This is a genomic window from Exiguobacterium sp. s183 (assembly GCF_018617655.1).
Taxonomy (GTDB): domain Bacteria; phylum Bacillota; class Bacilli; order Exiguobacteriales; family Exiguobacteriaceae; genus Exiguobacterium; species Exiguobacterium aestuarii_A.
Window position 1 is genome coordinate 237829 of record NZ_JACSKN010000003.1, and the last position, 26972, is coordinate 264800.

Sequence of the window (26972 nt, forward strand, 5' to 3'; positions counted from 1 at the left end):
AAGCCCGTAGAAGGGGATGTAGGAAGAACACTATCACTCTTAAAAGAAAGTTAGGTGACCACATGTTATCCGTACAAAATGTCCATAAGAAAATGGGAAAAGCAACGGTATTGACGAATGTCAGCTTTGATGTCGTCCCAGGTGAAATCTTCGGTTTCCTCGGACCGAACGGTGCCGGGAAGACGACAACCATTCGAATCATTACAGGTCTCATGCCTGCAACACACGGGACCGTGACGGTCGATGGGTATGACGTCGCGAACAACCGCCAAGAGGCGCTCAGCCGAATCGGAGCCATTGTCGAAAATCCGGCGTTCTATCCGTACATGACCGGTCGTGAGAATTTGATTCACGCCATGAACTTGATTCCGAACTTAAAGAAAGTCGATTTGAACGCACTTGGTGCGCTCGTCGGACTCGATGGAAAGCTCGATATGAAAGTGAAACAGTATTCGCTTGGGATGAAACAACGCCTCGGGATCGCCCGTGCTTTGTTGCATAATCCAAAGGTACTTATCCTTGATGAGCCGACAAACGGTCTCGACCCAGCCGGGATTGCTGATCTCCGAAATTACTTACGCCACCTCGCAGACCATCGTGGGATTGCCATCCTCATCTCGAGCCACTTGTTGAGTGAGATGGAACTGATCACGGACCGCTTCGCCATCATTGACCAAGGACAAATCAAATCAGTAGAAGACGGTCAGACGAAAGCCGATAGCGTCATCCTCTGTAAAGTAGCGAAAGAACAAATGAACGATGCGCTCGATGTCGCAGCCCTTGCCTTTGACGATGTAAAAATCGTTCAACAGTCTGCCGAGTCGTTCATCGTGCCACGTCAAGAGACGGATATCCCCGTCCTATTGAAACAGTTGATTGAGCGTGATATCGCCGTCTATCAGATCGGCATGAAACACGAGTCACTCGAAGAACAATTCTTGAAATTGACGAAAAAAGAAGGAGGTACAAACAATGCGTTCATTACTCAGCAATGAATGGATGAAGTGGCGCCGCACGATTAAACCTTACGTCGCCTTAGGTGTGTACACTGCGATCATCCTCATCGTCTATGCCGTATTGGCGAGCGGAGATGGGGCACCGGAAGCTGCGTCGTTCTTTGAATTCTCAACGATGGGCGCCATCGCCTTCCTCAGCATCTTTACCATCGTCTTTACAGCCGAGATGGTCGGGAATGAGTTGAAATTTGATACGCTGAAGCACCTCTTGATGAGTCCGTATTCCCGAGACCGCATCTTGTTGTCAAAACTCGTTATGGCCGTTCTCGTCATGTTGCTCCAATTCGTCTTTATTTTAGTCGTCGCGTTCGGGTTCTCACTCACGTTAGACGGCTCTGTCACATGGGACGTCGTTCGCCCTATTCTCATCAGTGTGAGCGGACCAATCTTCATCATCTTCTTGACGCTCATGTTCTCGGTCGTCTTCAAGTCAGTCGGCGTCGTCATCGGTTTTACGGTGCTCGCGAACTTCGCCTCAAGTATCATTGGGGGTCTTCTCGTTGCCTGGAAACCTGAACTCGCAAAATGGATCGTCTTCTTGCATTCAGACCTTTCTATTTATGATGTGAATCCAGAATTCATGAAAGCGATGGATGCTACGATGGGCTTCTCCATCTTCTATGTCGCCCTTCATATCATCGCCTTCTATCTCATCACGGCATTTATGTTCCGTAGCAAAACGTTCGCGGAATGAGAACAGGTCCCTTTTGATTCAAACGAATCGAAAGGGACTGTTGTTCGTCTTCATATGTGTGATGACTTCAAGACACCTTTGTCACACAAATTCAACATTCTGTCAGAAGTCTCTCACCTGTATGCGATATGATGAAAGTAACAGCACTTAAGAAGGATGTGACAATATGGCTCTCACGATTGGATTAGCATTGCTCGTCTGTTTGATTGCACTTATTTTTACCATCATGGTCGGACTTGGAAAAGACCGCTCGACGTACAGCCAAAAGAAGAGCTGGTCGATGGTTTCTTGGCTCTACATCATTTTGCTCCCTGTCTCGTTTATCGGACTCGGACTTCTCTATTATTTCATTACGAAATAACGCAAAAAAATCACGATGCCTGGATAGAGGCATCGTGATTTTTTATGCGATTAGGTCGCTCCAAATTTTGATGGTACTCGCTAAGATCAATAACGCCAAAATCCATTGAAGCGCTTTTGTATTCATATTCTTCCCGACATTCGCTCCGATTGGTGCAGCGATCAGACTCGCGATAATCATAATGATTGCCGGACCCCAAACGATTTGATCGGTGATGATTTTACCGAACGTCGACCCGATCGACGAGATGAATGTGATGGCGAGTGAACTTGCGATTGCCATCTTCGTCGGGATGCGCAAGACGACAAGCATAATCGGCATGAGAATGAATGCCCCTGCCGCTCCGACGATACCAGCTGCAATCCCGACGACGAAAGCTGAACTGGCCGCGATCACCTTGTTGAACTGCACTTGGTCAAGTGGCATATCGTCCACTTGCGGTTTCGGTAAGAACATCATGATCGTCGCAATCGTCGCGAGTACGGCGTAAACGACATTGATCATCGTCTCCGATAAAATCGTCGACCCGTATCCTCCAATGAAGCTTCCGATTAAGACTGACACACCCATATAGAGGATTAACTGTTTGTTTAAGTATCCACCTTTACGATAGGCATAGATTCCACCTATTGTCGCAAAGAACACTTGAATCGCACTGATTCCTGATACTTCGTGGGCACTGAACGCCGCAAATCCTAAGATTGGTGGAATGTATAACAACATCGGATACTTGATGATCGACCCACCAATCCCGACCATCCCTGAAATGAACGACCCGATAAACCCAATTAGAAAGATTGTAATGATAAACCCGAACTCCATATTGACTCCTCCATTTAATTCGTATTCTCTACTTAATTAACCGATTCCCAAGCCATCATTCCGCCTGATACGTCATAGATTTCCGTATAGCCGGCATCCTGTAATTGACTAGCAGCCTGGGCACTTCGGTTACCGCTTCGACAAATGACGTAGATTGGTTCGTCTTTCGGATACAACAGTTGGTTTGCATCTAATGAAGAAAGTGGTGCGTTCACCGCCCCTTCGATATGCCCCCCCTCGTATTCAGATACTTCACGTACATCAAGAAGCGTTATTTCCTCGTTTTCCAATTTGTTTTGTAGAGTTTCAGCATCAATTTTCGTGATTTCATCCTTTTCTGATGTGATTACAAAGATAAAAATCACCATAACAACCAAAATCCCAACAAATAAGGAAATTTTCTTCATGTTTTTCCCTCCAATTCTTTTCACTTGCGCTCATTATACCTTAGGGGGTATATTAAAGCCAACGAAACATTCTCGTTGCCAAAAACCTTAAACACGAAAAGGAGATCAAAGACTCATGAAGACGATTACGACTACTGAATTAGAAGCGTTACTTCAAGCTGACGACTCACTCAACCTCATCGATGTACGAGAGGTTGATGAATATGCTGGAGGTCACATTAAACAAGCGAAAAACGTACCACTTTCTGAATTCGGGGCAAAAGTCGATGAGCTCGATCGCTCTAAACCGATTCACGTCATTTGCGCAGCCGGTGGACGCAGCATGAACGCATCTGCTTACCTCGACTCACTCGGATTCGATGTCACGAACGTCGACGGTGGGATGATGAGCTGGCAAGGCGAAGTCGAATAAAACCATTACATTCATTTATAGGGGGAAATCCACATGCTATTACGTTATTTTTATGATGAGAAATTAGCACAAGCTTCATATATGGTCGGATGCCAAATGACAGGAGAAGCCATCGTCATCGATCCGGCCCGTAACATCGAGCCATATCTTCAAGAAGCGAAAAAAGAAGGCATGAACATTGTCGCAACAGCTGAGACACACATTCATGCGGACTTTGTATCGGGATCACTCGAACTTGCGAAGCGCACAGGTTCGAAAGCTTATTTATCAGATGAAGGCGATGCTTCTTGGAAGTATGCGTTCGCCAAAGACATCGACGCACAACTCGTCAAAGAAGGCGACACGTTCAAAATCGGAAACGTGACACTTGAAGTCATGCACACACCGGGTCACACACCAGAACACATTTCGTTCCTTCTGTATGACCGGAACCAGACACAACCGATGGGTATCTTCACAGGCGACTTCGTCTTCGTCGGAGATATCGGTCGCCCCGACCTTCTTGAAGAAGCAGCCGGTGTGAAAGGAACGACGACAATCGGCGCGGAACAAATGTTTGATTCACTCAAGAAATTCATGGCGCTTCCTGACTTCGTTCAAGTTTGGCCAGGACACGGTGCAGGCAGTGCTTGCGGGAAAGCGCTCGGCGCGATTCCAACGTCGACGGTCGGTTATGAGAAAGCGACGAACTGGGCGCTTCAAATGACGGACAAAGATGCCTTCATCAAAGAGTTGACGACGGATCAACCAGAACCGCCGAACTACTTCGCCATGATGAAGAAAGTGAACAAAGAAGGCATTCAAGTGACGACAGACGTCGCTCGTCCTGAAGTTGTCGGTTCAGATCGCCTTGATACACTCGTCGAAGAGACGCAAGTCGTCGACACGCGTAAAGGGGAAGACTTTGCGAACGGACACGTACCTGGGACAATCAACATCCCATACAACAACAAGTTCGTCTCGTGGGCTGGCTGGCTCGTCAACTTCGACAAAGACATCACACTCATCGCAAGTGCGGAAGATGTCGATCAAGTACAGACCGACCTTCAATCAATCGGTCTCGACCGTCTTCGCTTCATCGTTCCGGTCGAAGAGCTCGACGCTTCACTCTTGACGGAAACGTATACGGACGTGACGGTAGAAGAAGCAATCGAAGCTGCAGAAAAAGGTGACGTCTTCGTCCTCGACGTTCGTAACGCGACAGAATGGAACGCGAGCCATTACGAAAAGGCAGAGCGCATCTTGCTCGGTAAACTCACACGTGATCACGAAGGTCTTCCGACCGATCAAACGATTGCGGTCCACTGTGCATCAGGCGTACGCTCACGCATGGCTGCAAGTGTCCTTCAATCGCTCGGCTACAAAGATATCCACAATATCCTTGGTGGCTACGGCGCAATGAAGACTGTCTTGAACGCTCAACAAATCAAGTAATGTTATACTGACTATGAATATGGCGCCCGCTTCGAGAGGGGCGCCTTTTGTTTAGGAGGGAAAGACGTGGTCGCTATCGGTCCACTTAACATTCGTGTCGATTTACTCATTTTTTTAGTAAGCCTTGGTATCCTTTACGGGATCTTTCGTTTCCTCGGTCTGAAGAGTAAGCAACGTGAAGCCGTCATCGGTACATGGTTTTATGGATTCCTTGCCTGGAAAGGAAGCGCCATCCTCATCGGTCTGTTGACGACTCGTGATATTTCTCTTGCTCTCTATGCTACAGGAGGGGTATGGTCTCAATGGATCGCGGCCGTTGTTGTCCTTTGGCTCGTCTATCGACTCGATCGAGACCTTTTAGGATATTGGATGCTGAGCGGGCTCCTCATCTGGCTCGGGATGACGCTCGCGGTTCCGGTATACGGGACGATATTCTCTCTACCCGACCAGCCGATTCATCTTTGGAGTGCTGTCCTTATCCTCATACTATTCGGGATGACATGGCGTTGGATGCATGCACCGACTCGAGGACACCTCCTTTGGACCGTCCTTGGCGCATCTAGTACCTGGCTGTTTCAGTCGTATGCGGTTGGACAAGTTCAATGGTGGATGATGGGCATCTCCTTCATCCTGCTCGGGCTTTCGCTCTATGTCGCTCGTCCTTCAAGAAGAGTCATACAATTGAGTATCGGTGCTCTCGTCTTGCTCGCGATCGTGAATGCTGCCCTACCGGAACGCGCGACACAAACGATCATGACAGAGACGGCATCGACCGGGCTAAACATCGGGCAAATTCCCCCATCGTTTGAGTTACAACGAACTGACGGGAGTACGTTCGACTTAGCAGCGTTACGCGGTCAACAAGTCGTCGTTAACTTTTGGGCGTCCTGGTGTCCTCCGTGTCGTGCAGAAATGCCGGACATGGCGGCGTTCGCGAAAGAGCGAGACGACGTGACGATTGTCGCCGTCAACACGACGACGAGCGAACGTGACCCGGACAATGCCATCTCGTTCGTCGAACCGTACGAAGATGCGTTTACTGTCGTCTATGACCGTGACGGTCAAGTCGGAGATGCGTACCGGATTCAGGCGATGCCGACGACATATGTGCTCGATGAATCCGGTGTGATCATCGCAAAACAATTCGGTGCCATCGATAAGAATTGGCTCAATGCTCAAGTAAATTGAACATAACAAAACCGCCGACAGTGATTTGTCGGCGGTTTATCTTATTGCTTCAAATATCCTTGTGCTTTCAAGAAGTCTTTGACGTCAAGACGCGTTGATTTTGACAACATGCGTCCCATCTGTCCAGTCCACGTGTCTTTACGCGGGTTCGAGCCACGGACCATATAGTAATCGTGGATCAACGCATCGTAATCGGAAAGGGACTGCTTCATACGTTCTGGATTCGCTTCATACGTGTTCTCATGATAAACATGCTGGAACGGCAAGCGTGGTTTTTGATCTTCGACTGAGGCCGGTACACCGACGGCCATACCGAAGAGCGGGATGACCCGTTCCGGCAATTCGAGCACTTCTTTGACCGCAAAAAGGTCGTTCCGAATGCCACCGATATAACAGATGCCGAGCCCCATCGACTCTGCCGCTACGGCCGCATTTTGTGAGGCGAGTGCAGCGTCAATCACAGCGACAAGCAACTTCTCATCAGTCTCAAGCGTCGCAGACACTTCCGCTTCCTGTAGCTCACCAATCATTTCATGGCGATGCAAATCCGCACAAAAGACGAAAAAGTGACCGTTCTCGACGACATAGGACTGGTTGCCCGCAATCTCGGCAAGTCGTTTCTTCTTCGCTTCATCGGTCACCCCGATGATGGAATAGGCTTGGATAAAGCTAGACGTCGATGCGCGTTGAGCGCTCTCAACGATGGTTCGGATTTGTTCATCTGTTAATGTCTCGTCCGTAAAGTCACGGACGGAACGGTGGTTCAATAATGTCTCAATCACTTCGTTCATACGTTCTTCCCCCTTTTTTTCAATCTTGGCACAAGCTTTCTGAATCCACAAATGAGAGGAATCCGTCGGGCACATTTTGAAGGAGGACGCTCACTTCTCGTTTTCTTATGCTATCATTATAGACTACATAGAAAATACGATAGCGTAACTTCGAAATAAGGAGCGAGATATATGAAAAGAATGCCATTTTACATTCCATTCCTGCTTGGGGTACTGTTCCTCTCCGGTTGTATGGATACCGATGTGAGCGTCCCGACGTCGACTGAAGAAACCGTCGAAGAGGAACCGACACAAGAAGAACAGACAACCGAGACGCCTTCACCTGAACAGGAAGAAGATTTATTTGAAGGCTATACACAAATTGAGGTCGATGGCGGTGATCAGTCCGGAACACGGGAAGCGAATGTCGTCGTCGATATCGGCTTCGGCGACCGTGAGTACTGGGCGTTCACGAACGAGCATGGTCAATTGATTCGTGTTATCGCCGACGAAATCACGCTTCAAGACGATGAGACCGAAGACGTCAATTCTTCTGGTCGCTATTATTCAGACGAGGCGAAAGTTCCGGGTGTCGAAGACCCGAATCTCGATGAAGGTCATATCATCGCTGATTCGCTCGGTGGTGTCTCGAATGCCTATAACATCACACCACAAAACAGTGCACTCAACCGCTACGGGGACCAGGCGTTCATGGAAGATGTCATTCGAAAGGCTGGCGGTGCGAAAGACTTTGAGGCGATCATTACCTATCCGAACACGACGACACAGATTCCTTCCCGCTACCAGTATACGTATACCGTACGAGGCAACACGGTCACGGATACCTATGGTAACGAGGACCCGGAAGAAGTGAACGAATCGCTCGATTTTACGGACGACTCTCCACCTGACGTGACGACGGAACCGGTCGAGGAGCGAGACTTATCCGATATCGACGTTGACGGAAACGGACAAGTGACGATCAAAGAAGCGAAAAACGCCGGATTCGAGATGCCGATCACACGTGATCATTGGTTGTATCAATACATGGACGACCGAGACGGTGACGGGATGGTCGGTGAATAAGTACAATAGACGAGACGTTCCTCTATGAAAGGAGCGTCTTTTTGCATTCAAAAAAAAAAAACCGCGGCACAAGACCGCGGTTACATGCTTAGTTCGACATTTGGTTCAAGAATGGTGCGAGATCAACGTTCAACTCGTTCGAGAGACGCTCCCCGAGTTCACGATCCGCACGATAGAAGTTGCAAATCAAGAGGAGAACCGTCTTCTCATGACGAACTTCTTTGATATGCGCGACGAGGTTACGGATTAGCGCGTCCTTCTCTTCCTGAGAATAACGGCGATACACTTCTCCGGCCTGACCGAAGTCGTTCGTCTTCTCAATCTTCTGACGACCTGTCACGCCTGTAATCGGTTGCGGCGTTTCAATATAGTCCGCGTTCGGCTTCGGTGCGTCTTCATAGCGGTTTGGCTCGTAGTTGACCGGACTCGTCTGTTGCTTGAACGGCATCGCCCCGTCACGCTGGTTGTTCGCGACTTGAGCGAACGGGCAGTTGATCGGAAGTTGGAGATAGTTCGGTCCGATACGGTGACGCTGCGTATCCGAATACGAGAAGAGTCGTCCTTGGAGCATCTTGTCTTCCGACGGCTGGATTCCTGGGACGAGAACCCCCGGGTTGAAGCCGACAGATTCTGTCTCGGCGAAGAAGTTGTCGACGTTCTTATTGAGCGTCATCGTTCCGACCAATTGATACGGGATGACGTCTTCGAACCAATCTTTCGTCGCATCGAGTGGGTCAAAGTCGAAGTTGTCCATGTCCGCTGGGTCTAAAATTTGCACATATAGATCCCATTCCGGATAGTCTCCTTGCTCAATCGCGTTGAACAAGTCACGTGTCGCGTGGTTGAAATCTTCCGCCTGAATCTTCGCGGCTTCTTCCATTGACAAGTTTTGAATGCCTTGCTTCGGTACCCAGCGCATCTTTATGTACACCGTGTTGCCGAATTCATTCACCCACTTGAAGGAATGGACGGATGACCCTCGCATGTGGCGATACGATGCTGGGATTCCCTCGTCACTGAAGAGATGCACGAGCATGTTCGTTGATTCCGGTGTGAGCGACATGAAGTCGAAGAAGCGGTCTGGGTCTTGAAGATTTGTTTGTGGGTCCGGTTTGAGCGAGTGAATCACGTCCGGGAATTTAATCGCGTCACGGATGAAGAAGACCGGCAAGTTGTTTCCGACGAAGTCATAGTTTCCTTCTTCTGTGTAGAACTTGACGGCGAAACCACGTGGATCACGAAGCGTTTCTGGTGAACCTAAGCCGTGGATGACGGTCGAGAAACGCGCAAACACAGGCGTCTCTTGTCCCTCTTCTTGCAAGAATGCCGCTTTTGTATATCGTTTCATACTATTTTTTACAGTGAAGACACCATGCGCCCCTGCCCCTCTCGCGTGAACGACGCGTTCTGGTACACGTTCACGATCGAAATGCGCTAATTTCTCAATTAGTTGGTAGTCTTCGAGAAGCGTCGGGCCCCGACGACCCGCAGTGATGGAGTTGGCGTTATCCCCGATTGGTACGCCTTGGTTAGTAGTTAGTTGACGGTGTTGATCCATATGATTGCCTCCCATTATTTATAATCATTACAATCTTGATATTAATAAAAAATTAGAATGATTACAAATAAAAAGCTCGTGAATCACGAACTTTTTTTTACCTGTTTCTTTTGTTTGGCTTTTTCACGTTGATGGAGCGTCACGACGAAGAACGCGGCGAGCACTCCACCAAATGACCCGGCGATGATGTCGACCATCGTATCGTCGTTCCCGTTCCCTTGCATCGTCGTGTTTAAGACAACGTCGGATGTAAATTCATACATTTCCCAAAGCGCCGCTCCAGCCATAGAAAAGACAACGATATAGACGAATAAAAATCGTTTCGGAATTTCGGTTCGAATGTCGTCATCGAGTCGACTGAAAAAGTCGAACCCTAAAAATGCGAGAAAGATACCGCTCAAAAGATGAAGGAATGTGTCCCACCAGCCGTTCCCGTACAGCCCGACGATGGACCCTAAATACTGTGAGGCAAATAAGAACAGGATATATGCGACCTTCATCTTGCTATCGAGCTCTGTTTTGAACATCTTCTCAATGAAAAACGGGATGAGACCAGAGATGATCCCGGCTCCCGCCACACTCGCATCGAACCAGGATTCTTCAATGATTGATGTCACGAGCATGACCGCCATGAACAAGACGAATCCGAATTCGAGGATACGCCCTTTCGAGAGCTTCATGTTACTTCGCCTTCTTTCGTCTAGTTTGTTCTCTATAAGCTCTATTCCCAACTCTCAATCGTGTTCAACCACACAATCAAATTTAGTTGGACTCACTTGTTTTTTACGAACATTCGTTCTACAATGTATATTATGAATCCTAGGAGGAACTTGCTATGCCGATCAATCCGTATCTCAACTTTAATGGGAATTGCCGCGACGCCGTAAACTTCTATGCGGACGTATTCAACCATGCCGCTCCAGACATCATGACGTTCGGTGACCAACCTGGTCCAGACGGTCAACCGGTGCCGAGTGAAATGGCCAATCTCGTGCTGCATACCCGACTATCGATTCACGGCTCATCGCTCATGTTTTCTGATGCGATGCCTGACGGACCGGTCACGTTCGGGGACAACGTCACACTCGCCGTCGTCACGGACGACCTCGATGCCATCCACCGCGAGTTCGAAGCGCTAGCGGTGAACGGCCGTGTCTTGATGCCGCTTCAAGAGACGTTTTGGAGCAAAGCGTATGGTATGCTCGAAGATCAGTTCGGTGTCCAATGGCAGTTTAGCCACGAAGCATGATCGTCCAAAAGACCTCAAACACATTTTTATGATGAGGTCTTTTGTTCGTTTCAAGATTAGCTTCGCCATAGAAAGTACTTTCAAGGAGATGAATCAAACTCATGAAAGAAGAGAATCCTGATCACTTAACTATTCCTGTTTGGGCATATGAGGCGATTGAAATAGAAGATGCAAATATGCAATGGGAAACATATGGTCTACGTGAAACAAGAGAGTTGTCTGACGTACTTTCAAAATTTGATATTAAGGGAGTAGAACATATAGGTAGTACAGCGGTTCCCGGTCTACCTGCAAAACCCATTATTGATGTGATGATTCGAATCGAATCATTTGTAAATATGAATGCGATTGTTGATACTTTAACCGCATATGGTTGGCACTATGTACCACCTGAATTGGATGGAAAGCCATGGCGCAGATTTTTTGTGAAAGTGAAAGATGATAAACGAGTTGCTCATTTGCATCTCATGAAAGGCACAGCAAAACGGTGGGAAGAACAAATTGAATTTCGAGACAAGTTACGGGACTCTCCTTTGCTCGCAAAGGAATACGGGCTTCTAAAAAAGCAGTTAGCGACTGAATTTCGTGAGGACAGAGAAAAATATACTGAAGCCAAAGCTGAATTTATAAATCGAGTATTAAACTCCTGATACAGATGAAGACCCCATCGCTAATCTACGATGGGGTCTTCCTTATTTTTGGGCAACGAAGAAGATGCGTTCGGCATCCGCTCCCGGTGCATGTTCGGTGAAATCAGAAGTGACCGATTTGACGTGGAACCCGGCACCAATCAACCATTGCATGTACTGTCCTGGTTCATATGTCCGTTGTTCATGCGTCTCTTCGATCCGTTCGTACGTCCCGTCTTCAAGCGCGACGAAGAACGTCAAATCATGAACGACCGAGAGCGGTGCCTCTCCCGGGTCGGCAAACCAGATATACGAGCAATCTTCCCCGTTTGACGCGTACGTCTTTTGGTTGAAGAGCGTCTGCATCTTATTCGGCGCATGGACATCAAAGATGAACAGCCCGCCCGGTTTGAGTTGGTTGAAGACAGATTCGAACGTGTCGATCACATCTGCCTCATCCCGCAGGTAGCAGAGTGAGTCACAGAGGATCGTCACGGCATCGACCGGTTCCGGTAACTCCAACTCACGCATATCTTGTTCCCAAAGTGGCAACTCGATTTCTGCTTCGAGTGCCTTTTCTTGTGCGACTTCGAGCATCGACTCCGATAAGTCGATCCCCATCACATCGTAATGTTCGGCGAGGCGAATCGTAGCCGATCCTGTCCCACATCCGACATCCGCGAGTGTCGCGCCATCTTGGACGTGACGACGCACGAAAGCGACCCACTCATCATACGGAGCGTCTTTCATTAACTCGTCGTATACATAGGCGAATCCTTCGTATGCCATTAGCCGACTTCCACTTCGACGTGCGGTGCGTCAGCCCACAATTTCTCTAGGTTGTAGTAATCACGGTCGTCACGATGGAAGATGTGGACGACGACGTTCTCGAGGTCAGCGAGTACCCAACGTGCCGTGTCCATTCCTTCAAACTTGTGGAGTGGTAGGTCGTTTTCGCCAGCGACATCTTTGATCTCACGCGCGATTGCTTCGACTTGCTTCTCCGAGTTCCCGTGACAGATGACGAAGTAATCCGCGATCGGCGAGATCCCTTCCATGTCGAGTACAACGATTTCCTCGGCACGTTTATCGTCAGCCGCTTTAACAATCAATTCTAATTCTTCTCTTGCAGTCATATTGACCCTCCTAAGGTGTATTCACAAAATCATTATACGTTTCAATCGTCAGTGGAAAAATGCGCACCGACTTCTTCAATAAAAATTCAATCGTTTGGCGCAGTGTCGCGACAACCGCCCCTTCGAGCGAATGCGCTGCCTCTACTCGCAGGCGATCAACCCCTGGATAATTCCGATTCGGTTCGATGGCATCGGCCACGAACAGGATCTGATCGAGACGAGACATCCCAGGCTCTCCCGTCGTATGATTCCGAATCGCCGATAATACGGTTTCCTCGAGTTCATACCGACGGGCAAGCAAGATCGCACCGACCGGCGCATGCAACAATTCGTCCCCGTACTCAAGAAGACTTGAATCAAGTCCCTCTTCGATGACGACTTGACGCATCTCTTCCGTGTCAAAGTACTTGGCGTAGTCATGAAGCATTGCTGCTAGACGAGCCTCTTCGACGTTCTCGCCGTACTGAACCGCCATCCGCTCTGCCGTCTCGACGACACCGAGCGTATGGATATAGCGTTTTTCTGGTAGCGTCTGTTTAATCAACTCATGCGCTTCTTCAAACGTCATACAGCTTATGCTCCTTCACATACGTCTCGACGAGTGCCGGGACCAAATATTTGATGGATTTGCCTCGCTTCGCCCGCTCCCGAATATCGGTGGACGAAATCTCAAGTTGCGGCATATCGATTGGACGAACGTCCGCCTTCTCTGGAATCAAGTAACGCGTCCCAGGACGGGCGACGGCACCGAATGCAACGAGACGGATAAGTGTCTCATAGTCGTGCCACGATTCGAGTGCGACGAGCGAATCCGCTCCGATCAAGAAATAGAACGTATCGTCTGGATGCTGTTCAATCAACCGCTTCATCGTCTCCACCGTATAGGACGGCTCACTCCGCTCAAACTCAATCAGGTTCAATTTGAACTCTGACTGACCTTGAATGGCGCGGCGGGTCATCTCGATTCGATGGTCTGCCGAGCTGAAGCCGACCTTGTGTGGCGGAATCGCAGCCGGTAAAAACCAGACTTCATCGAGCTCAAGTTGTTCGCGAGCTTGTTCGGCGATCAACAGATGACCGAGATGCGGCGGGTCGAACGTGCCCCCCATCAAACCGATGCGGCTCATGGGAGTTTGATTTGGCGATTTTCTTTCTCAGTCGCCTCTTTGTATAAGACGATGACTTTACCAATGACTTGAACAACCTCAGCTTTTGTACCTTCTGATAATTCGCCGGCCACGTCTTTTGGTGTGTCCATGCAGTTTTGAAGTACTTGAACTTTGATCAATTCGCGTTTTTCGAGTGCGTCCACGATATCTTTACACATCGCTTCGCTGACCCCATTCTTCCCAACTTGATAGATTGGTGAGAGATGGTGCGCTTCTGCGCGTAAAAAGCGTTTTTGTTTACCTGATAGCATAGTATATTATTCCTCCAATAATCCTTCGATTAACTTTTTTCCGATGGTTTCGTCCGGTTTCACGCCCGTCCATTTTTCGAACGAGAGCGCGCCTTGCCCGACGAACATGGCTACCCCTGTCACAATGATGGCCCCGCGATGTTTCGCTTCACGAAGCATCGGGGTGACAAGTGGACGATATATGATATCACAAACGATCGTGTTTTGTCGTAGTCCTTCTAATGAAAGTGGTGTCGAGCTCTTGTCCATGCCGACAGAAGTCGTCTGAATGATGACCTCATATTGCGAGACATCGACCTTTTCGAACGTCGTATACGAGACATTGAACGTATCTGCGAGTTCTTTCGCCCGTTCGACTGTCCGATTGACAATCGTCACCCGACGCGTCGGTAGTGCCTGTACGATTCCACGCGCAGCCCCACCCGCACCGATGACGAGGACTTGTCCTGTCCAATCGGTGAACGGTGTCAGTGCTTGGACGAGCCCAGCACCGTCCGTATTCGTTCCGACAAGGCGTCCATCTCGCTTATACACTGTGTTGACGGCACCGGCAAGTTTCGCTGCCTCATCGAGTTCATCGACATAACGAACGACCGCTTCTTTATAGGGAATAGTGACGTTGAATCCGTCCCATTCTCCGCCCCGCATCGCTTCAAACAGTGCCGGTAAGTCGCTCGCCATGGCGTCAATAGCCTCATAACGCCCGAAAAGCCCAGACGCCCTCAACCACTGCTCGTGCAGCTGGGGAGAGAGCGAATGAGCAATCGGGTGGCCGATGACAGCCAGATTCATACGAGCGCCTCGCGGAGCGTGACTGCGACGCCTTTCGGAGCCCAAGCCGCAATGCGACCGCCTTTACCGTGAATCGCGACCCATCCGAGGCCACTGAACACGATGTCTGTCTTCACACCGTCTCGTAAGCTGAATTCATGGCGTACGAGTGGTGGTAAGATTTCGAGCGTCTTCTCGTTCGGGGGATTGAGCATTTTCCCAATATGCTGGTCATAGAGCTCATCCGCGCGTTCGAGTTTCGTACGGTGTGCTTTCAACTCGTTCGACATATAGATGACGAACGAGCGTTTATTGCCTTCCAAGTAATCCAAGCGTGCCAAACCGCCAAAGTAGAGCGTCTGTTGCGGGTTTAATTGGAACACATGTGGTTTGATTTCTTTTTTCGGCGTGATCGTCTTCAAATCTTTTGCATCGACGTAATGCGCCATTTGATGACGGTTGATGATCCCTGGTGTATCGTACAAGTTCGCATCATCATCAAGTGGGATGTCGATCAAGTCAAGCGTCGTTCCCGGGAAATGACTGACGGTGATGATGGCTTCATCCTCTTCACCGAAACGCTTGATCACCTGGTTGATGAGTGTCGATTTCCCGACATTCGTACAACCGACGACAAAGACGTCTTTGCCTTTACGGTAATATTCAATCTTCTCCGCGAGTTCATCGATCCCGTGTCCTTTTTTCGCACTGATCAAATGAACGTCAATCGGGTTCAAGCCGAGCTCTTTCGCTTCAGCCTTCATCCAGTTCGCCATCCGGTTCGGGTTGACGGATTTCGGCAACAAGTCAACCTTGTTCCCGACTAAGAGGACCGGGTTCGACCCGACAGAGCGTTGTAGACCCGGGAGCCAGCTGCCATTGAAGTCGAAAATATCGACAATCTTGATGACGAGTGCCTCTTTTGAACTGATTCCGTTCAAGATGCGCAAGAAGTCATCGTCTGACAACTCGACGTCTTGAACTTGGTTGTAATGCTTCAATTTGAAGCAACGTTGGCAAATGACGATTTCTCGGTCAAGTGCCGATTTTGGTGCATAGCCGACCCCGTTCGGGTCTTCCGTTTGGATGGCTACGCCGCACCCAGCGCAATATCGTTTGGTTTCTTCCATAGTTGTGCTTACTGCCGTTCAGGTTTCCCCTTCTTCATTCACTGTAGCACCTCGCTGCTACTCCTGAAGCGTTAATTCCGACGCCTTGGTCGCCGTACATGGGCAGCCTCCTTCTTCCTGTGCGTTCGAGGTCTTATTCATCTTTTTTATGTGAATCTTTGGAATGTGGATGCATCGCTTCGCCGATTTTTTCAGCAACCGCGACTTTCGCCCGCTGCGCGTCGACAGCAAGCTCTTCCACTTTTTTCGTGATCAATACATACTTCCCGCGACGCTTCATATGCGCAAAGACAACCTTCTCAAGCATCCGATTGAATTTCGTGACAAGCCCGTCCGTTTTAACGACCGGTTGAACGTGGATGACATGGATGCCGGCCATATTCGCACCGAGTACGTCTGTAAACAACTGATCCCCTAAGAAAATGGCTTCTTTCGGCGAATAACCATATTTCGAGAGTGCAGCCTTAAACCCAGAAGGTAATGGCTTCTTGGCACGAGCGACATAATGAAGTCCAAGCGGCTCCGTAAACGTCCGTACACGGTTCTCGTTATTATTTGATACGACAATCACATCGAAACCGTATGATTTCACTTTTTCAAGCCACATCAATAAAAGCTCAGGCGCATGCGGAACATCCCACGCCACGAGTGTATTATCAAGGTCGGTCAAAATGACGCGTACCCCACGGTCTTTCAATTCTTGTAAGTCGATGTCAAACACAGTCGCGACGAACTGTTTCGGATAAAGTCGATTAAACACGTAAAATTCCTCCAATTAGCTAAACGATTCAACTACTTATACAAGTATTGATATCCCTTCTATGGTAAACGAAAACCGACCAAACGACTAGTCTATCGTTCGGTCGGAAGAAAATTGATACAAAATTAGTTGGTTTTGATTGTCCCGATGACGTCACCGAGTCGAACCGGACCCATTTTTCCATGGTCCATTTGAATCGCATCCTTCTCAAAGCAAAGGACGACGGTCGAACCGAATGAGAAGTATCCGACCTCTTGCCCTTTCTCCGCTTGATCGCCCTCAAGCGTCCACTCAATCGTGTTCACGTTCAAGGCACCGACCATGATATGCTCATACGTCCCAGCTGGACTGTCAAAGCGTGTCACACGACGGTAGTTACGAGAGAGTGGTCTCACCGTCTCCGTCAATCCAAGCTCGTTTACGGGTGCCGAGCGGTCCCCGAGTTCGTAGTGACTGAGCACGCGACCCGAGAGAGGCGTATGGACGCGGTGATAATCACGCGGGCTGAGGTACAGGACGACGACCGTTCCGTCAGCGTAACGTCTCGCCTCTTGTTGAGAACCAAGTAATTCCGCAAGTGTATACGACTGACCTTTCACCTCAAAACGGCTATCCTCTGAGATCGATTCGATGACCGATAACTTTCCGTCACACGGTGAGACGAGTGTCTCGGACGATTCATCGATTGTACGCGCTCCCGGTTTCAAATGACGTGTGAAGAACGCATGGAGCGACGGATAGGCATGAAGCGGTTGAGCTGCTTCCTCCACCGCAATGTCATACACTTTGGCAAATGAAGGAATCAAGTGGCGACTTACGCTTGATTCCGCAAAGCGCTTCAAGCGTGTGGCAATCCAAGGCGAGGCGTTCAACTCAAATAACGTTTGGTAGAAACGACGCTTCATTCCTCTTTTGCCTCCTCATTTTTAAAGAATGTTTCGTATTGTTGTTCAGAGACCGCACCTTCAATGCGACCGACTTCTTTTCCATCTTCGAATCGAATGATCGTCGGTGTTCCATTGATGCCGTATGTTTCCCATACGTTATGGTCTGCCAAGTTGATCGATACCGCATCGTATTCTTCGATGAGTGGTTCGACATACGGTTTCACTTGCTCACAATATTCACAGCCTGTTTGCCAGAAGTAAGCGACGACCTCGCCATCCTGGTCCAACTGTTGCTGCAATTCGTCTGCGGTGACGGCATTGACGCCCTCTTCTTCATTGGCTCCGTTTAAAAAGAACAACAGACCGATTCCGATGACGATAATCGCTCCGATGATGGCGAACGTGATAAAATTCGCGCGTTTTTCAGGGTTTTTCATATGCATGATCCTCCTCTTATGTTGGATAAAGAAAAAAGACTGACTCATGCACGAGTCAGTTTGATTGTAGACGGCTTACTTCTCTTGTGCAACGTCGCTGATTCCCATGTCTTGGTTTAAGACATCGAGAAGTGCAACGAAGATTGTGATGGCCACGCCAAATCCTGTCGCGAGCATCGCGTTGAACTCTACACCATCAACAGCAGAAATGATAAACACCGCTGTATTTGAGAGCACAATCGCCCAGATCAATGTCACTAAATAACGCATTGAACGTCCCCTCCATCTCACAGATGATTCGTAAAAATTCATACGACATTAGTATAGCATTGTTCGAATGGAATATGCGACTTCGATTGTATATTCTTTCCGTCGAATCGAAAAATGTGATACGGTCGTAGAAACATCATTGTGAAGAAAAGAGGATGACTGATGTCACGTTATTTAATCGCAGTTGATTTAGATGGAACGTTATTAAGAGATGATAAAACAATTAGTGAACGAAATCTCCGTGCCCTTCAAGCGGCACGTGAAGCTGGCCATGAAGTCATGATCGCGACAGGGCGTCCAAAGCGCCATTCAATCATGTACTATGAGCAAATGGGATTGACGACTCCGCTCGTCAACTTCAACGGTGCCCTCGTGCATCACCCGAAAGATGCGAATTATGCGGTCACACACCGCCCGATTCCACTCAAAACCGCACACGATATCATAGAAGAGGTCGCCGATACGAAAGCCCATAACATCGTCGTCGAAGTGACCGACCACGTTTATTTCCAAAAAGACCCGCAAGAGTTTTACAGCCCGTATGCAGAACGTGCGCTCAGCGTCACGTCTGGTAACTTGTTGACGCACTTGCAGGATGAGCCGACGTCACTATTGATTCACGCGACAAAAGACCACGTGGCGCACGTCCGCTCGCAGCTTGACGACATTCATGCCGAGGCCGTATTGAACCGTCAATGGCGCATGCCGGAGCACATGATTGAAGTCATGAGCAAAAACACGTCGAAGGCACTCGGACTCCAGGAAGTCTCGAAACACTTGAACATCGACCGGAAACACATCATCGCTTTCGGTGATGAAGAAAACGACCTCGAGATGCTCGACTATGTCGGGACAGGTGTCGCGATGGGGAATGCCATCGACCAACTGAAAAACGTGGCCAATGAAGTGACAGCTTCGAACATGGACGACGGGATCGCCCTCTTCTTAGAAGAGCGACTTGGCATCAAGGCATAACGAAAGCACCGACCTAGAAAAGTCGGTGCTTTTTGTAATTCGTCTACTTTTTAGCGACGGAACGTTCCTTCTACGTCCTCTGTCGGCAAGATATTGATCCAAACGGATGGGTCTGCATCTTTACAGATGCGCGTGATCTCACGCACCTCGTGTCGTTGCGCAACCATCATGAGCGTTGCCTTCTCGACTTTCGAGTACGTGCCGATTGCCGGCATGAGCGTGATGCCACGGAACACGTGTTGATGCAATTCTTTCGTCACTTCATCTGGATGGTTCGTTACGATGAAGAGTGTTTGACGCTGTGTATTCGTATAAATCTCATCGATAACTTTTGACGTCACATACAAGAAGACGATCGTATAGAGCGCTGTCGGCCATCCAAACAAGGCACCCGCTGCGAGCGCGATCATCATGTTCATCAAGAAGAGGTAGACACCGACCGAGTTGTTCGTGAATTTCGCAAGAATCAACGCGACGATGTCAAAGCCTCCCGTCGAGGCACCGTACCGAATCGTAATCCCCGATCCGATCGCCAAAAGCACACCGCCGAACACGGCGTTCAATAACGGGTCGTCCGAGAGGAGCTGCGATTGCGGAAGCATACGAATGAACAACGTAACCGAGGCAACACTGACAAGCGTATGGATCATCATATTCCGCCCGAGCATAAAATAACTAACGACGAGCAGTGGTGCGTTCAGAATAAAGAACCAGAGCCCTTCCCCTAGTTCAAACGGTGTACCAGCTAGTAGTGCTGTCAAGATTTGGGCAAGGCCCGTAAATCCTGTCGAATAGACGCCGGCTGGAATTAAAAATAATGTCATGGATAAGGCAACGAACAATCCTCCGATGATCGAGACAACCCCGATTCGTGTATGTTCTTTAACGGCTTCCGTCAAGCTTCAACTCCCCTTTCTCAAAATAGCTAAGAATCAAGATAACATAGATTATTCATGCTGCATACAGCAAATATGCAGGAAATCCGATAAGTTTTTCATACAAAAACAAGCCGACCGAGGTCGGCTTGTTCGTATGAAGCAATTGGTCACGCTTTCACTGTTTCAATTGTAATCGATTCATTCGCAGGAACCGTTACTGCATTTCCATACACGTGAAGCGTTACATCTGTACCACCTGTTTGTTGGATTGTCACTTGTTCACGTGATGATGTGACCGTCAAGTGATGGCCACGCCAGAGCATGTTGAACGAGTAACCGTTCCAGTCCTTCGGAATCATCGGGCTGAACGAAAGGTGATCCCCTTGGATGCGCATGCCTGCGAAACCATGAACGATGGACATCCATGAGCCGACCATCGATGTGATGTGCAACCCATCTTCTGTATCGTTGTTGTAGTTGTCGAGGTCAAGACGTGCTGAACGTTGATACAGTTCAACCGCTTTGTCCTCATACCCGACTTCTGCCGCAATGATCGAATAGACACATGGCGACAAACTCGACTCATGAACCGTGCGTGGCTCATAGAAATCGAAGTTCGCACGTTTCTGTTCAAGCGTGAAGCGATCACCGAACGTGTAGAGTCCTTGTAGGACGTCCGCTTGTTTGATGAAGTTTGAGCGAAGGATGCGATCCCACGACCAGTTTTGGTTAAGTGGAAGGTGTTTCGGATCGAGGTCCTTCACCAAAATCTGCTCTTTATCCATGAAGCCATCCTGTTGCATGAAGACATCTGGCACGAGGTCATCTTTTGGATAGTACATCTTTGTTTGGATATCCGCCCACTTCGCAAGTTCAGCGTCTGTGATGCCAAGTGTCGACACGAGCTCTTCGAGACGTGCAGGTTCTGCTTCTTTCAAGTAGTTATACACTTCTTGCGTGTACTCGAGCGTCCACGCGGCAATCAAGTTCGTGTACCAGTTGTTGTTGACGTTATTGTCGTATTCGTTCGGACCTGTGACGCCTAGGATCATATACACGTCTTTGTGTGGCACAAAGTTGACGCGGCTAGCCCAGTAACGCGAGATCTCGACCAATACTTCAAGTCCGTATTGTCCAAGGTAAGACTTATCGCCTGTGAAGTTCGTGTAGTTGAAGATCGCATGGGCGATTGCACCGTTCCGGTGAATCTCTTCATGCGTGATTTCCCACTCGTTGTGACACTCTTCCCCGTTCATCGTGACCATCGGGTAAAGCGCACCTTCCATACCGACATTCTTCACAGCGTTCTCTTTTGCTTGTGGCAATTGATTGTGACGGTATTTGAGCAAGTTCCATGAGACCTCTGGTTTGGTCGTCGCCAAGTAGAAGTGGAGGCAATAGGCTTCCGTATCCCAATACGTCGCACCGCCGTACTTCTCGCCTGTGAATCCTTTCGGTCCGATATTGAGACGCGAATCTTCACCTGTATACGTCTGATACATGTTGAAGATGTTGAAACGGATTCCTTGTTGCGCTTCGATATCTCCATCGATTCGAACGTCCGCATCTTCCCAACGTGCGAGCCATGCTTCCGTCTGTTCAGTGAGAAGCGTCTCAAAGCCCTTTTCAAACGCCGCTTCGACGCGTTTCATCCCTGCAGATTGAAGGTCTTCAATCGCATGGTCGCGGTTCGTCACGACAGATACATATTTATAGGCTGTCGCTGTCTCGCCAGCAGTCACATTGACCGTGAATTTGTTCGCCACGAAGAGGTCTGTCGCTTCGAGCACTTCGCAACGAGCGCCTTCTACGTCCGCAATCATCGATGCCGTAACGTGCCAATCGAGTTTTTTCGTCTTCGTCGTCACGAAACCGAAGCGTTCTTCGATGCCACGGTCGACCGGGAGCCAGAACTTCTCATCGTAGTTCGAATCTTCGTTCTCGACATCGCCGTCTAAGTATGGTGTGAACTCGATTTTCGCTTCATAGTTCACAGGTGTGACGTTGTAACGAATCGCTAATACTTCTTTGTCGACGATGGAGAAGAAACGGACGACTTCTACGTTTGTCTCTTCTGTCCCGTTCATCAATGTGAACGTTCGCGTGAGGACACCACGCTGCATATCCAATTCACGTGTAAAGTCCTTCACGTCCCATTTCGCCAAATCGACAGGTGTCCCATTAATCGCGACGCGTAGACCGATGACGTTTGTCGCATTCAATACTTTGGCAAAGTATTCAGGATATCCGTTCTTCCACCAACCGACACGTGTTTTGTCCGGGTAATAGACGCCCGCCACATAGAATCCTTGGTGCGTATCATTCGAGTAATCTTCCTCGAAATTTCCTCGCATTCCCATGTGCCCGTTTCCGAGCGATGTGATCGATTCAGCAAGACGGTTTTCTTTCGGGTGAAGACCTTCTTCTGTTACTTTCCATTCATCGACTGCAAACAATCGTTTCATCTGTCTGCCACTCCTTTTTCTCTACAAGGCTACCTTCGATGGACAACAAGTTCGTGCAACCGTTTGTCTATGAAAGCGCTGTATTTAATCTCACCTTTCATTTTACACAACTGAAGAGAGAATGCAATCGTTTGCATAAAACTTTTTCTTTCTTTTTTTCGTCACATTTTTTAGAGAAAAAAACTGCCTCCCACGGAGACAGCCTAAATGGATTATCACTTTTGATTTTCTTCATCCTCACCGAACGCCGCATTCGCTTCGTGCCCTTCGAATAGAGCGCTCCGACCATCATTGAACCCCGTATCTGGTTCATCGATGACGAGCACATATCCACCTTGTTTCAATTGTGCATGTGCTTGCCCCACTTCATCATCTGAGATGCCTAAATCGTGTAGCGCCTATTTCATATCTTTGCCCTGACTTGTATCGTCCTGAAGGTTGTCTAACCAAGACGCGTCACCGTTTTCCACGTTTACGTTCGTCTCATGTTTGAGCACATGGACAGCGTCTTCCTGTTCGGTCACGACATATAGTTCTCCTTCATCGTAGCCATTTTCATTCAGTTCGTTCATTTTAGAAAGCAGGCTCTCTTTCGTATCGTATGTTCCGACAAATCGTTTTTCACTCATCTCAATCCATCCTTTCAATTTCAATCCGTTCGTGAGAAATGTTCCCCACTTCAGGCGACTTCAATCAACAGGATATGCAAAAGACGACCTCGCTCCTCGCGAGATCGTCTAGACGATTAAGAATTTGATTCGAGCGTCTCCGCTTTACTCTTTTTTTGTCCACATGATTGGCGGACGACCAAATAGTGTGGAACGATGACACGTTTTCCGTATGGTGGGGCATTATCGCTAATTTGTTCAATCAAGCAATTTGTCGCCTCAAAGCCGAGACCGAAAATGTTGATCTCGACCGAAGTGAGCGGCGGGTTCGAGTGTTCGGCGATATAGACGTTATTGAAACTGACGACAGCCACATCTTCAGGAATCTTGAGTCCCATTTCGCTGAGGGTACTGATGACCCCGAGTGCCATCATGTCATCACTGACGACGACAGCTGTCGGTGGCTCTTCATTTTGAAGCAGTTCACGGACGGCTTTTGCGCCACCTTTCGTCATGAACTCAGCCCGGGCAATATAGTCCTCACATACCGGGATGCCCGCTTCCATGAGTGCCGTCGCGTATCCGTTCCGGCGGTCTTGTGTCACGGCGAGTTTGTCCGATCCCCCGATGAAGGCGATGCGACGGTGACCTAGATTATAGAGGTGCTTCGTCACTTCGCGTCCGGCCAAATAGTTGTCCGTATCGACGTAAGTAATCGAAGAAGCGTCCCCGAACGGCTTCCCGACCACGACGAACGGAAACTTCGTCTGTCGCAAATATTGGACGACTTGGTCGTCTTCACGTGAATAGAGGACGATGACACCGTCGACACGGCGTCCTTGTACCATCTCGATCACACCCGATAATACCTCTTCTTCTGTCACACCGGTCGTCATATAGAGTGAATAACCGTTTTGATGCGCCTTCGTGCTGATTCCTCGCAATACCTCTGGGAAGAATGGGTTTTGGAGAGTCTTTGTTGCCGCGCTCGGCATAACGAGACCAATTGACTGTGTCGAGCGGTTGGCAAGACTTCTCGCATGAATGTTCGGATGATAACCGAGCTCTTCCATCGAGCTTCTGACCCGTTCTTTTGTCTTCTGACTGATTCTTGGACTGTTGGCGATGACGCGAGATACCGTCGACGGTGCGACGTTCGCGTGCTTCGCAACATCTTTAATTGTGATTTGCATGGTGTTCCCCCCTGCTTCCGTGAATTCATTTCGTGCCTTTCGGCGTGTCATATCTTTATTTGCGGCGCTTCCACATGACCAAACCTGTCAAGAAAATCGGAATCGTGACAACGATTAACCCAATCATCCACGGATTTACCGATGACTCCTCAACAATGTAAGCGTTCGCACTTTCGCCAGATAGTTCAATTGTAAACGTTCCGCGTTGATCTGTGACCAGTTGTGAGAATAATAGACCACGAAGTCTTGTATCTTCCCCGATTTCACTGACCTCGATTTCAATCTCTCGATCCTCACTGTTCATGTTGATCGCATATAACGCGACGTCATCCCCATCTTTACGTTCAAAGACGGCCATTCCGTCCTCCGATGCAATCATACGTTGTTCACCTGTCGCAAAAACAGGATACTCTTCACGCATGCGGTTCATCGTTGCGACGTATTCGTGTAACTCTTCATTTCCCGGGAATTCAGTCATGACACGGTTCGCCGGGTCGGCTCCACCTGTCTGAGCATTTTCTGTTCCTTGGAAGACGATTGGCATACCCGGTGACGCATAGAGTGCGAACAACCCAAGACGTAACCGTCGTTCCGCCGATTCCACGCCGCCGAGTTCAGCCATATGCATGAACCGTTCGACATCATGGTTATCGAGGAACGTCGCCATCTGATTCGGGTCGTTAAAGAACGTTTCGGCATAGCTTGCGGCAACATCGATCTCATCGACGTTCGCCTGCTGTTGCGTCATCGTTTTTGATACCCGGTCGTAGAATGTAAAGTTCGTGATGCTGTTGAATCCAAGGTCGTCATATTGCGCGACATATTGTGGGTCTGGGTCAAATACTTCAGCGAGTAAGTAAAAATCTGGGTCGACCGACCGAACACCTTCGACAAAGTCTTTCCAGAACGCTTTATCGACGTGACGGACCGTGTCGAGACGGTAACCATCGATATCTGTCTCTTCGATCCAGTACTTCGCCGCGTCGATCAAATACGATTTGACTTCCGGGTCTTCTGTCTTAAAGTCCGGTAAGTCGAATAACCAGTGCGTCTCGACCTGCTCCTGGTCTTTCCAGAATACGATCGGCAACTGTTCGTGGAACCATTCCGGTTTTTCTTCCACCCATGGATGGTTCGGGCCGACGTGGTTGACGACGAAGTCGAGAATGACTTTCATGTCTCGCTTGTGTGCTTCCGCGACAAGTTCTTGTAAATCTTCTTTCGTCCCGAATTGCGGGTCGATGTTATAAAAATCCTTAATCCAATACCCGTGATAGCCGTCCGGCATATTTTCAAAAACGGGTGTCAACCAAATCGATGTGAAGCCGAGTGACTCGATATAATCGAGCTTTTCGATGACCCCACGGATGTCTCCGCCATGAAACGCTTTCGGATCATCTTTGTCGACTTGCTCATTGTTGTCCGGGTTCCCGTCAACAAATCGGTCGACCATAATAAAATACATGCGTTCTTGTTCCCAAGTAGCAGCTTCCTTTGCACCGACGATTGTCGGAAACAAAAGAAGCGACAGGAGCACGAGCACGACGCCTCGCCTCATATCGCTTCCTCCTTTTACGAGTATTATCCTTTCGTACCACCCGCTGTAAGACCAGAAACGAAGTAGCGTTGGAACATGAAGAACAAGATGACGATCGGAAGGGCTGAAAGAACCGCACCCGCCGCGAATAACGTGAAGTTATTATCGAACTGTTTCGAGATCATGTTGTAAAGACCAACTGCCAATGTTTGTTTCTCTGGTGAACGAAGGACGAGCGATGCCAAGATAAAGTCGTTGAATGGTCCCATGAAGTTAAAGAGAGCAATCGTTGCGACAATCGGCTTCGCAAGTGGCAAGATGATTTGCCAGAAGATTCGGAGGTGACCTGCACCATCCATGCGGGCAGCTTCGTCAAGTTCTTTTGGAATCGTGTCGAAGTACCCTTTCGCCAAGTACGTGTTCATCGGAATCGCACCGCCTGCATAGAGCAAGATAAGTGCTGTATGTGTGTCAAGAAGGTTGAGCATGTTGAGCAATACATAAATCGCGATGATCGCAACGAACTGTGGCACCATTTGAAGGACAAGGAACAAGACGAGTGAGTTCTTCCGTCCGACGAAACGGTAGCGTGAGAAGACGTAACCAGTAATCGTCACCAAGACGACAGAGAGCGCCATCGTGATGAAAGCGATTTTCAACGTGTTCACATACCATAAACTATAATCCGAAATCGTTAGGTCAAACAAGTTTTTATAGTGAATAAACGTCGGGTTAGCTGGAATAATTGTTGACGTAATCGTACGCCCCGGGTTGAATGATGTACCGACAACCCAAAGCATCGGATAGAGAATGATGATCGACGCAAGCGTCAAGATGACATACGAGATCGCCAAATTGATTCGTTTTTGTTTTTTCATA

General features: G+C 48.7%; 33 protein-coding genes. 10 read left to right on the top strand and 23 right to left on the bottom strand.

Annotated features, from left to right (window positions below):
- The first annotated feature begins 62 nt into the window (after window positions 1–62).
- From KNP62_RS09535 to KNP62_RS09545, 3 genes are all read left to right on the top strand, one after another.
- Window positions 63–995, top strand: a complete 933-nt coding sequence (locus KNP62_RS09535; RefSeq protein WP_214785354.1) for an ABC transporter ATP-binding protein — start codon at window positions 63–65, stop codon at window positions 993–995.
- Entirely contained in the window at window positions 973–1710 is a 738-nt protein-coding gene (locus KNP62_RS09540; RefSeq protein ID WP_214785355.1) for an ABC transporter permease, read from the top strand. Before KNP62_RS09535 ends, KNP62_RS09540 begins: the two co-directional genes overlap by 23 nt.
- A 166-nt stretch (window positions 1711–1876) precedes the next feature.
- Complete coding sequence (locus KNP62_RS09545) at window positions 1877–2071, top strand: hypothetical protein (RefSeq protein ID WP_214696058.1); 195 nt, start codon at window positions 1877–1879, stop codon at window positions 2069–2071.
- Window positions 2072–2113: 42 nt separating this feature from the next.
- Here KNP62_RS09545 and KNP62_RS09550 read toward each other — a convergent pair whose 3' ends face one another.
- Both KNP62_RS09550 and KNP62_RS09555 read right to left on the bottom strand, forming a co-directional pair.
- Entirely contained in the window at window positions 2114–2893 is a 780-nt protein-coding gene (locus tag KNP62_RS09550; RefSeq protein WP_214785356.1) for a sulfite exporter TauE/SafE family protein, read from the bottom strand.
- A gap of 32 nt (window positions 2894–2925) precedes the next feature.
- A complete protein-coding gene (locus KNP62_RS09555; RefSeq protein ID WP_251125657.1) occupies window positions 2926–3300 on the bottom strand; it encodes a rhodanese-like domain-containing protein in 375 nt (124 codons plus the stop codon).
- Between the two features lie 115 nt (window positions 3301–3415).
- On the opposite strand from KNP62_RS09555, the gene KNP62_RS09560 reads away from it, so the two are divergent.
- From KNP62_RS09560 to KNP62_RS15750, 3 genes are all read left to right on the top strand, one after another.
- Window positions 3416–3712, top strand: a complete 297-nt coding sequence (locus KNP62_RS09560) for a rhodanese-like domain-containing protein (protein ID WP_015881009.1) — start codon at window positions 3416–3418, stop codon at window positions 3710–3712.
- A 33-nt stretch (window positions 3713–3745) separates the two neighbouring features.
- A complete protein-coding gene (locus tag KNP62_RS09565) occupies window positions 3746–5146 on the top strand; it encodes an MBL fold metallo-hydrolase (protein ID WP_214785357.1) in 1401 nt (466 codons plus the stop codon).
- 66 nt (window positions 5147–5212) lie between these two features.
- A complete protein-coding gene (locus KNP62_RS15750; RefSeq protein ID WP_214785358.1) occupies window positions 5213–6334 on the top strand; it encodes a TlpA family protein disulfide reductase in 1122 nt (373 codons plus the stop codon).
- 41 nt (window positions 6335–6375) lie between these two features.
- Here KNP62_RS15750 and nfsA read toward each other — a convergent pair whose 3' ends face one another.
- Window positions 6376–7125: an oxygen-insensitive NADPH nitroreductase gene (gene nfsA / locus KNP62_RS09575; protein WP_214785359.1), complete on the bottom strand. Its 750-nt coding sequence runs from the start codon at window positions 7123–7125 to the stop codon at window positions 6376–6378.
- 171 nt (window positions 7126–7296) lie between these two features.
- Between nfsA and KNP62_RS09580 the strand changes: the two genes are divergently transcribed.
- The gene (locus KNP62_RS09580) at window positions 7297–8190 is read left to right on the top strand and encodes a DNA/RNA non-specific endonuclease (protein ID WP_214785360.1); all 894 of its coding nucleotides are present in this window, start codon (window positions 7297–7299) and stop codon (window positions 8188–8190) included.
- Between the two features lie 88 nt (window positions 8191–8278).
- On the opposite strand, the gene KNP62_RS09585 is transcribed toward KNP62_RS09580, so the two are convergent.
- Together KNP62_RS09585 and KNP62_RS09590 are read right to left on the bottom strand one after the other, a co-directional pair.
- A complete protein-coding gene (locus KNP62_RS09585; RefSeq protein ID WP_214785361.1) occupies window positions 8279–9748 on the bottom strand; it encodes a catalase in 1470 nt (489 codons plus the stop codon).
- Between the two features lie 83 nt (window positions 9749–9831).
- A complete protein-coding gene (locus KNP62_RS09590; protein ID WP_214785362.1) occupies window positions 9832–10428 on the bottom strand; it encodes a DUF2238 domain-containing protein in 597 nt (198 codons plus the stop codon).
- Between the two features lie 155 nt (window positions 10429–10583).
- Here KNP62_RS09590 and KNP62_RS09595 point away from each other — a divergent pair, with 155 nt between their 5' ends.
- Both KNP62_RS09595 and KNP62_RS09600 read left to right on the top strand, forming a co-directional pair.
- Window positions 10584–10997 carry a VOC family protein gene (locus tag KNP62_RS09595; RefSeq protein ID WP_214761047.1) on the top strand — a complete coding sequence of 138 codons (414 nt, stop codon included), beginning with the start codon at window positions 10584–10586 and terminating at the stop codon, window positions 10995–10997.
- Window positions 10998–11098: 101 nt separating this feature from the next.
- Entirely contained in the window at window positions 11099–11647 is a 549-nt protein-coding gene (locus KNP62_RS09600; protein WP_214785363.1) for a GrpB family protein, read from the top strand.
- A 42-nt stretch (window positions 11648–11689) separates the two neighbouring features.
- Here the strand turns inward: KNP62_RS09600 and KNP62_RS09605 are convergent, their stop codons facing one another.
- From KNP62_RS09605 to KNP62_RS09655, 11 genes are all read right to left on the bottom strand, one after another.
- Complete coding sequence (locus tag KNP62_RS09605) at window positions 11690–12415, bottom strand: class I SAM-dependent DNA methyltransferase (RefSeq protein ID WP_214785364.1); 726 nt, start codon at window positions 12413–12415, stop codon at window positions 11690–11692.
- Entirely contained in the window at window positions 12415–12762 is a 348-nt protein-coding gene (rsfS, locus tag KNP62_RS09610) for a ribosome silencing factor (protein ID WP_074032684.1), read from the bottom strand. The genes KNP62_RS09605 and rsfS overlap by 1 nt, the downstream gene beginning before the upstream one ends.
- Before the next feature lie 10 nt (window positions 12763–12772).
- Window positions 12773–13330: a bis(5'-nucleosyl)-tetraphosphatase (symmetrical) YqeK gene (gene yqeK, locus KNP62_RS09615; protein ID WP_214785365.1), complete on the bottom strand. Its 558-nt coding sequence runs from the start codon at window positions 13328–13330 to the stop codon at window positions 12773–12775.
- Window positions 13320–13889, bottom strand: coding sequence for a nicotinate-nucleotide adenylyltransferase (locus KNP62_RS09620; protein ID WP_214785366.1), 570 nt, complete (start codon window positions 13887–13889; stop codon window positions 13320–13322). Before KNP62_RS09620 ends, yqeK begins: the two co-directional genes overlap by 11 nt.
- Window positions 13886–14182, bottom strand: a complete 297-nt coding sequence (gene yhbY, locus KNP62_RS09625) for a ribosome assembly RNA-binding protein YhbY (protein WP_074032681.1) — start codon at window positions 14180–14182, stop codon at window positions 13886–13888. Before yhbY ends, KNP62_RS09620 begins: the two co-directional genes overlap by 4 nt.
- Before the next feature lie 6 nt (window positions 14183–14188).
- The gene (aroE, locus tag KNP62_RS09630) at window positions 14189–14974 is read right to left on the bottom strand and encodes a shikimate dehydrogenase (RefSeq protein ID WP_214785367.1); all 786 of its coding nucleotides are present in this window, start codon (window positions 14972–14974) and stop codon (window positions 14189–14191) included.
- A complete protein-coding gene (yqeH, locus tag KNP62_RS09635) occupies window positions 14971–16083 on the bottom strand; it encodes a ribosome biogenesis GTPase YqeH (protein ID WP_015880995.1) in 1113 nt (370 codons plus the stop codon). The genes aroE and yqeH overlap by 4 nt, the downstream gene beginning before the upstream one ends.
- Window positions 16084–16216: 133 nt before the next feature.
- Window positions 16217–16843 (bottom strand): YqeG family HAD IIIA-type phosphatase, encoded by a 627-nt coding sequence (locus KNP62_RS09640; RefSeq protein ID WP_214785368.1) that lies wholly within the window; start codon window positions 16841–16843, stop codon window positions 16217–16219.
- Between the two features lie 125 nt (window positions 16844–16968).
- Complete coding sequence (locus tag KNP62_RS09645; RefSeq protein ID WP_214785369.1) at window positions 16969–17748, bottom strand: phosphatidylserine decarboxylase; 780 nt, start codon at window positions 17746–17748, stop codon at window positions 16969–16971.
- Window positions 17745–18167: a thioredoxin family protein gene (locus tag KNP62_RS09650; RefSeq protein ID WP_214696100.1), complete on the bottom strand. Its 423-nt coding sequence runs from the start codon at window positions 18165–18167 to the stop codon at window positions 17745–17747. The genes KNP62_RS09645 and KNP62_RS09650 overlap by 4 nt, the downstream gene beginning before the upstream one ends.
- A gap of 75 nt (window positions 18168–18242) precedes the next feature.
- Window positions 18243–18437: a YjzD family protein gene (locus KNP62_RS09655; protein WP_074032676.1), complete on the bottom strand. Its 195-nt coding sequence runs from the start codon at window positions 18435–18437 to the stop codon at window positions 18243–18245.
- A gap of 162 nt (window positions 18438–18599) precedes the next feature.
- On the opposite strand from KNP62_RS09655, the gene KNP62_RS09660 reads away from it, so the two are divergent.
- Entirely contained in the window at window positions 18600–19412 is an 813-nt protein-coding gene (locus tag KNP62_RS09660) for a Cof-type HAD-IIB family hydrolase (protein WP_211781573.1), read from the top strand.
- Between the two features lie 50 nt (window positions 19413–19462).
- On the opposite strand, the gene KNP62_RS09665 is transcribed toward KNP62_RS09660, so the two are convergent.
- The 7 genes from KNP62_RS09665 to KNP62_RS09695 all read right to left on the bottom strand — a co-directional run bounded on the left by KNP62_RS09665 (window position 19463) and on the right by KNP62_RS09695 (window position 26971).
- A complete protein-coding gene (locus KNP62_RS09665) occupies window positions 19463–20311 on the bottom strand; it encodes a YitT family protein (protein WP_074032674.1) in 849 nt (282 codons plus the stop codon).
- Window positions 20312–20457: 146 nt separating this feature from the next.
- Window positions 20458–22755, bottom strand: coding sequence for a glycoside hydrolase family 65 protein (locus tag KNP62_RS09670; RefSeq protein WP_214785370.1), 2298 nt, complete (start codon window positions 22753–22755; stop codon window positions 20458–20460).
- A gap of 215 nt (window positions 22756–22970) precedes the next feature.
- Window positions 22971–23120: a hypothetical protein gene (locus KNP62_RS09675; RefSeq protein WP_214785371.1), complete on the bottom strand. Its 150-nt coding sequence runs from the start codon at window positions 23118–23120 to the stop codon at window positions 22971–22973.
- 33 nt (window positions 23121–23153) lie between these two features.
- Complete coding sequence (locus KNP62_RS09680; RefSeq protein ID WP_214785372.1) at window positions 23154–23384, bottom strand: general stress protein; 231 nt, start codon at window positions 23382–23384, stop codon at window positions 23154–23156.
- A 116-nt stretch (window positions 23385–23500) separates the two neighbouring features.
- Entirely contained in the window at window positions 23501–24556 is a 1056-nt protein-coding gene (locus KNP62_RS09685; protein ID WP_214785373.1) for a LacI family DNA-binding transcriptional regulator, read from the bottom strand.
- 55 nt (window positions 24557–24611) lie between these two features.
- Window positions 24612–26114, bottom strand: coding sequence for an alpha-amylase family glycosyl hydrolase (locus KNP62_RS09690; protein WP_214785374.1), 1503 nt, complete (start codon window positions 26112–26114; stop codon window positions 24612–24614).
- A gap of 23 nt (window positions 26115–26137) precedes the next feature.
- Window positions 26138–26971, bottom strand: a complete 834-nt coding sequence (locus tag KNP62_RS09695) for a sugar ABC transporter permease (protein WP_074037639.1) — start codon at window positions 26969–26971, stop codon at window positions 26138–26140.
- Window position 26972 lies beyond the last annotated feature (1 nt).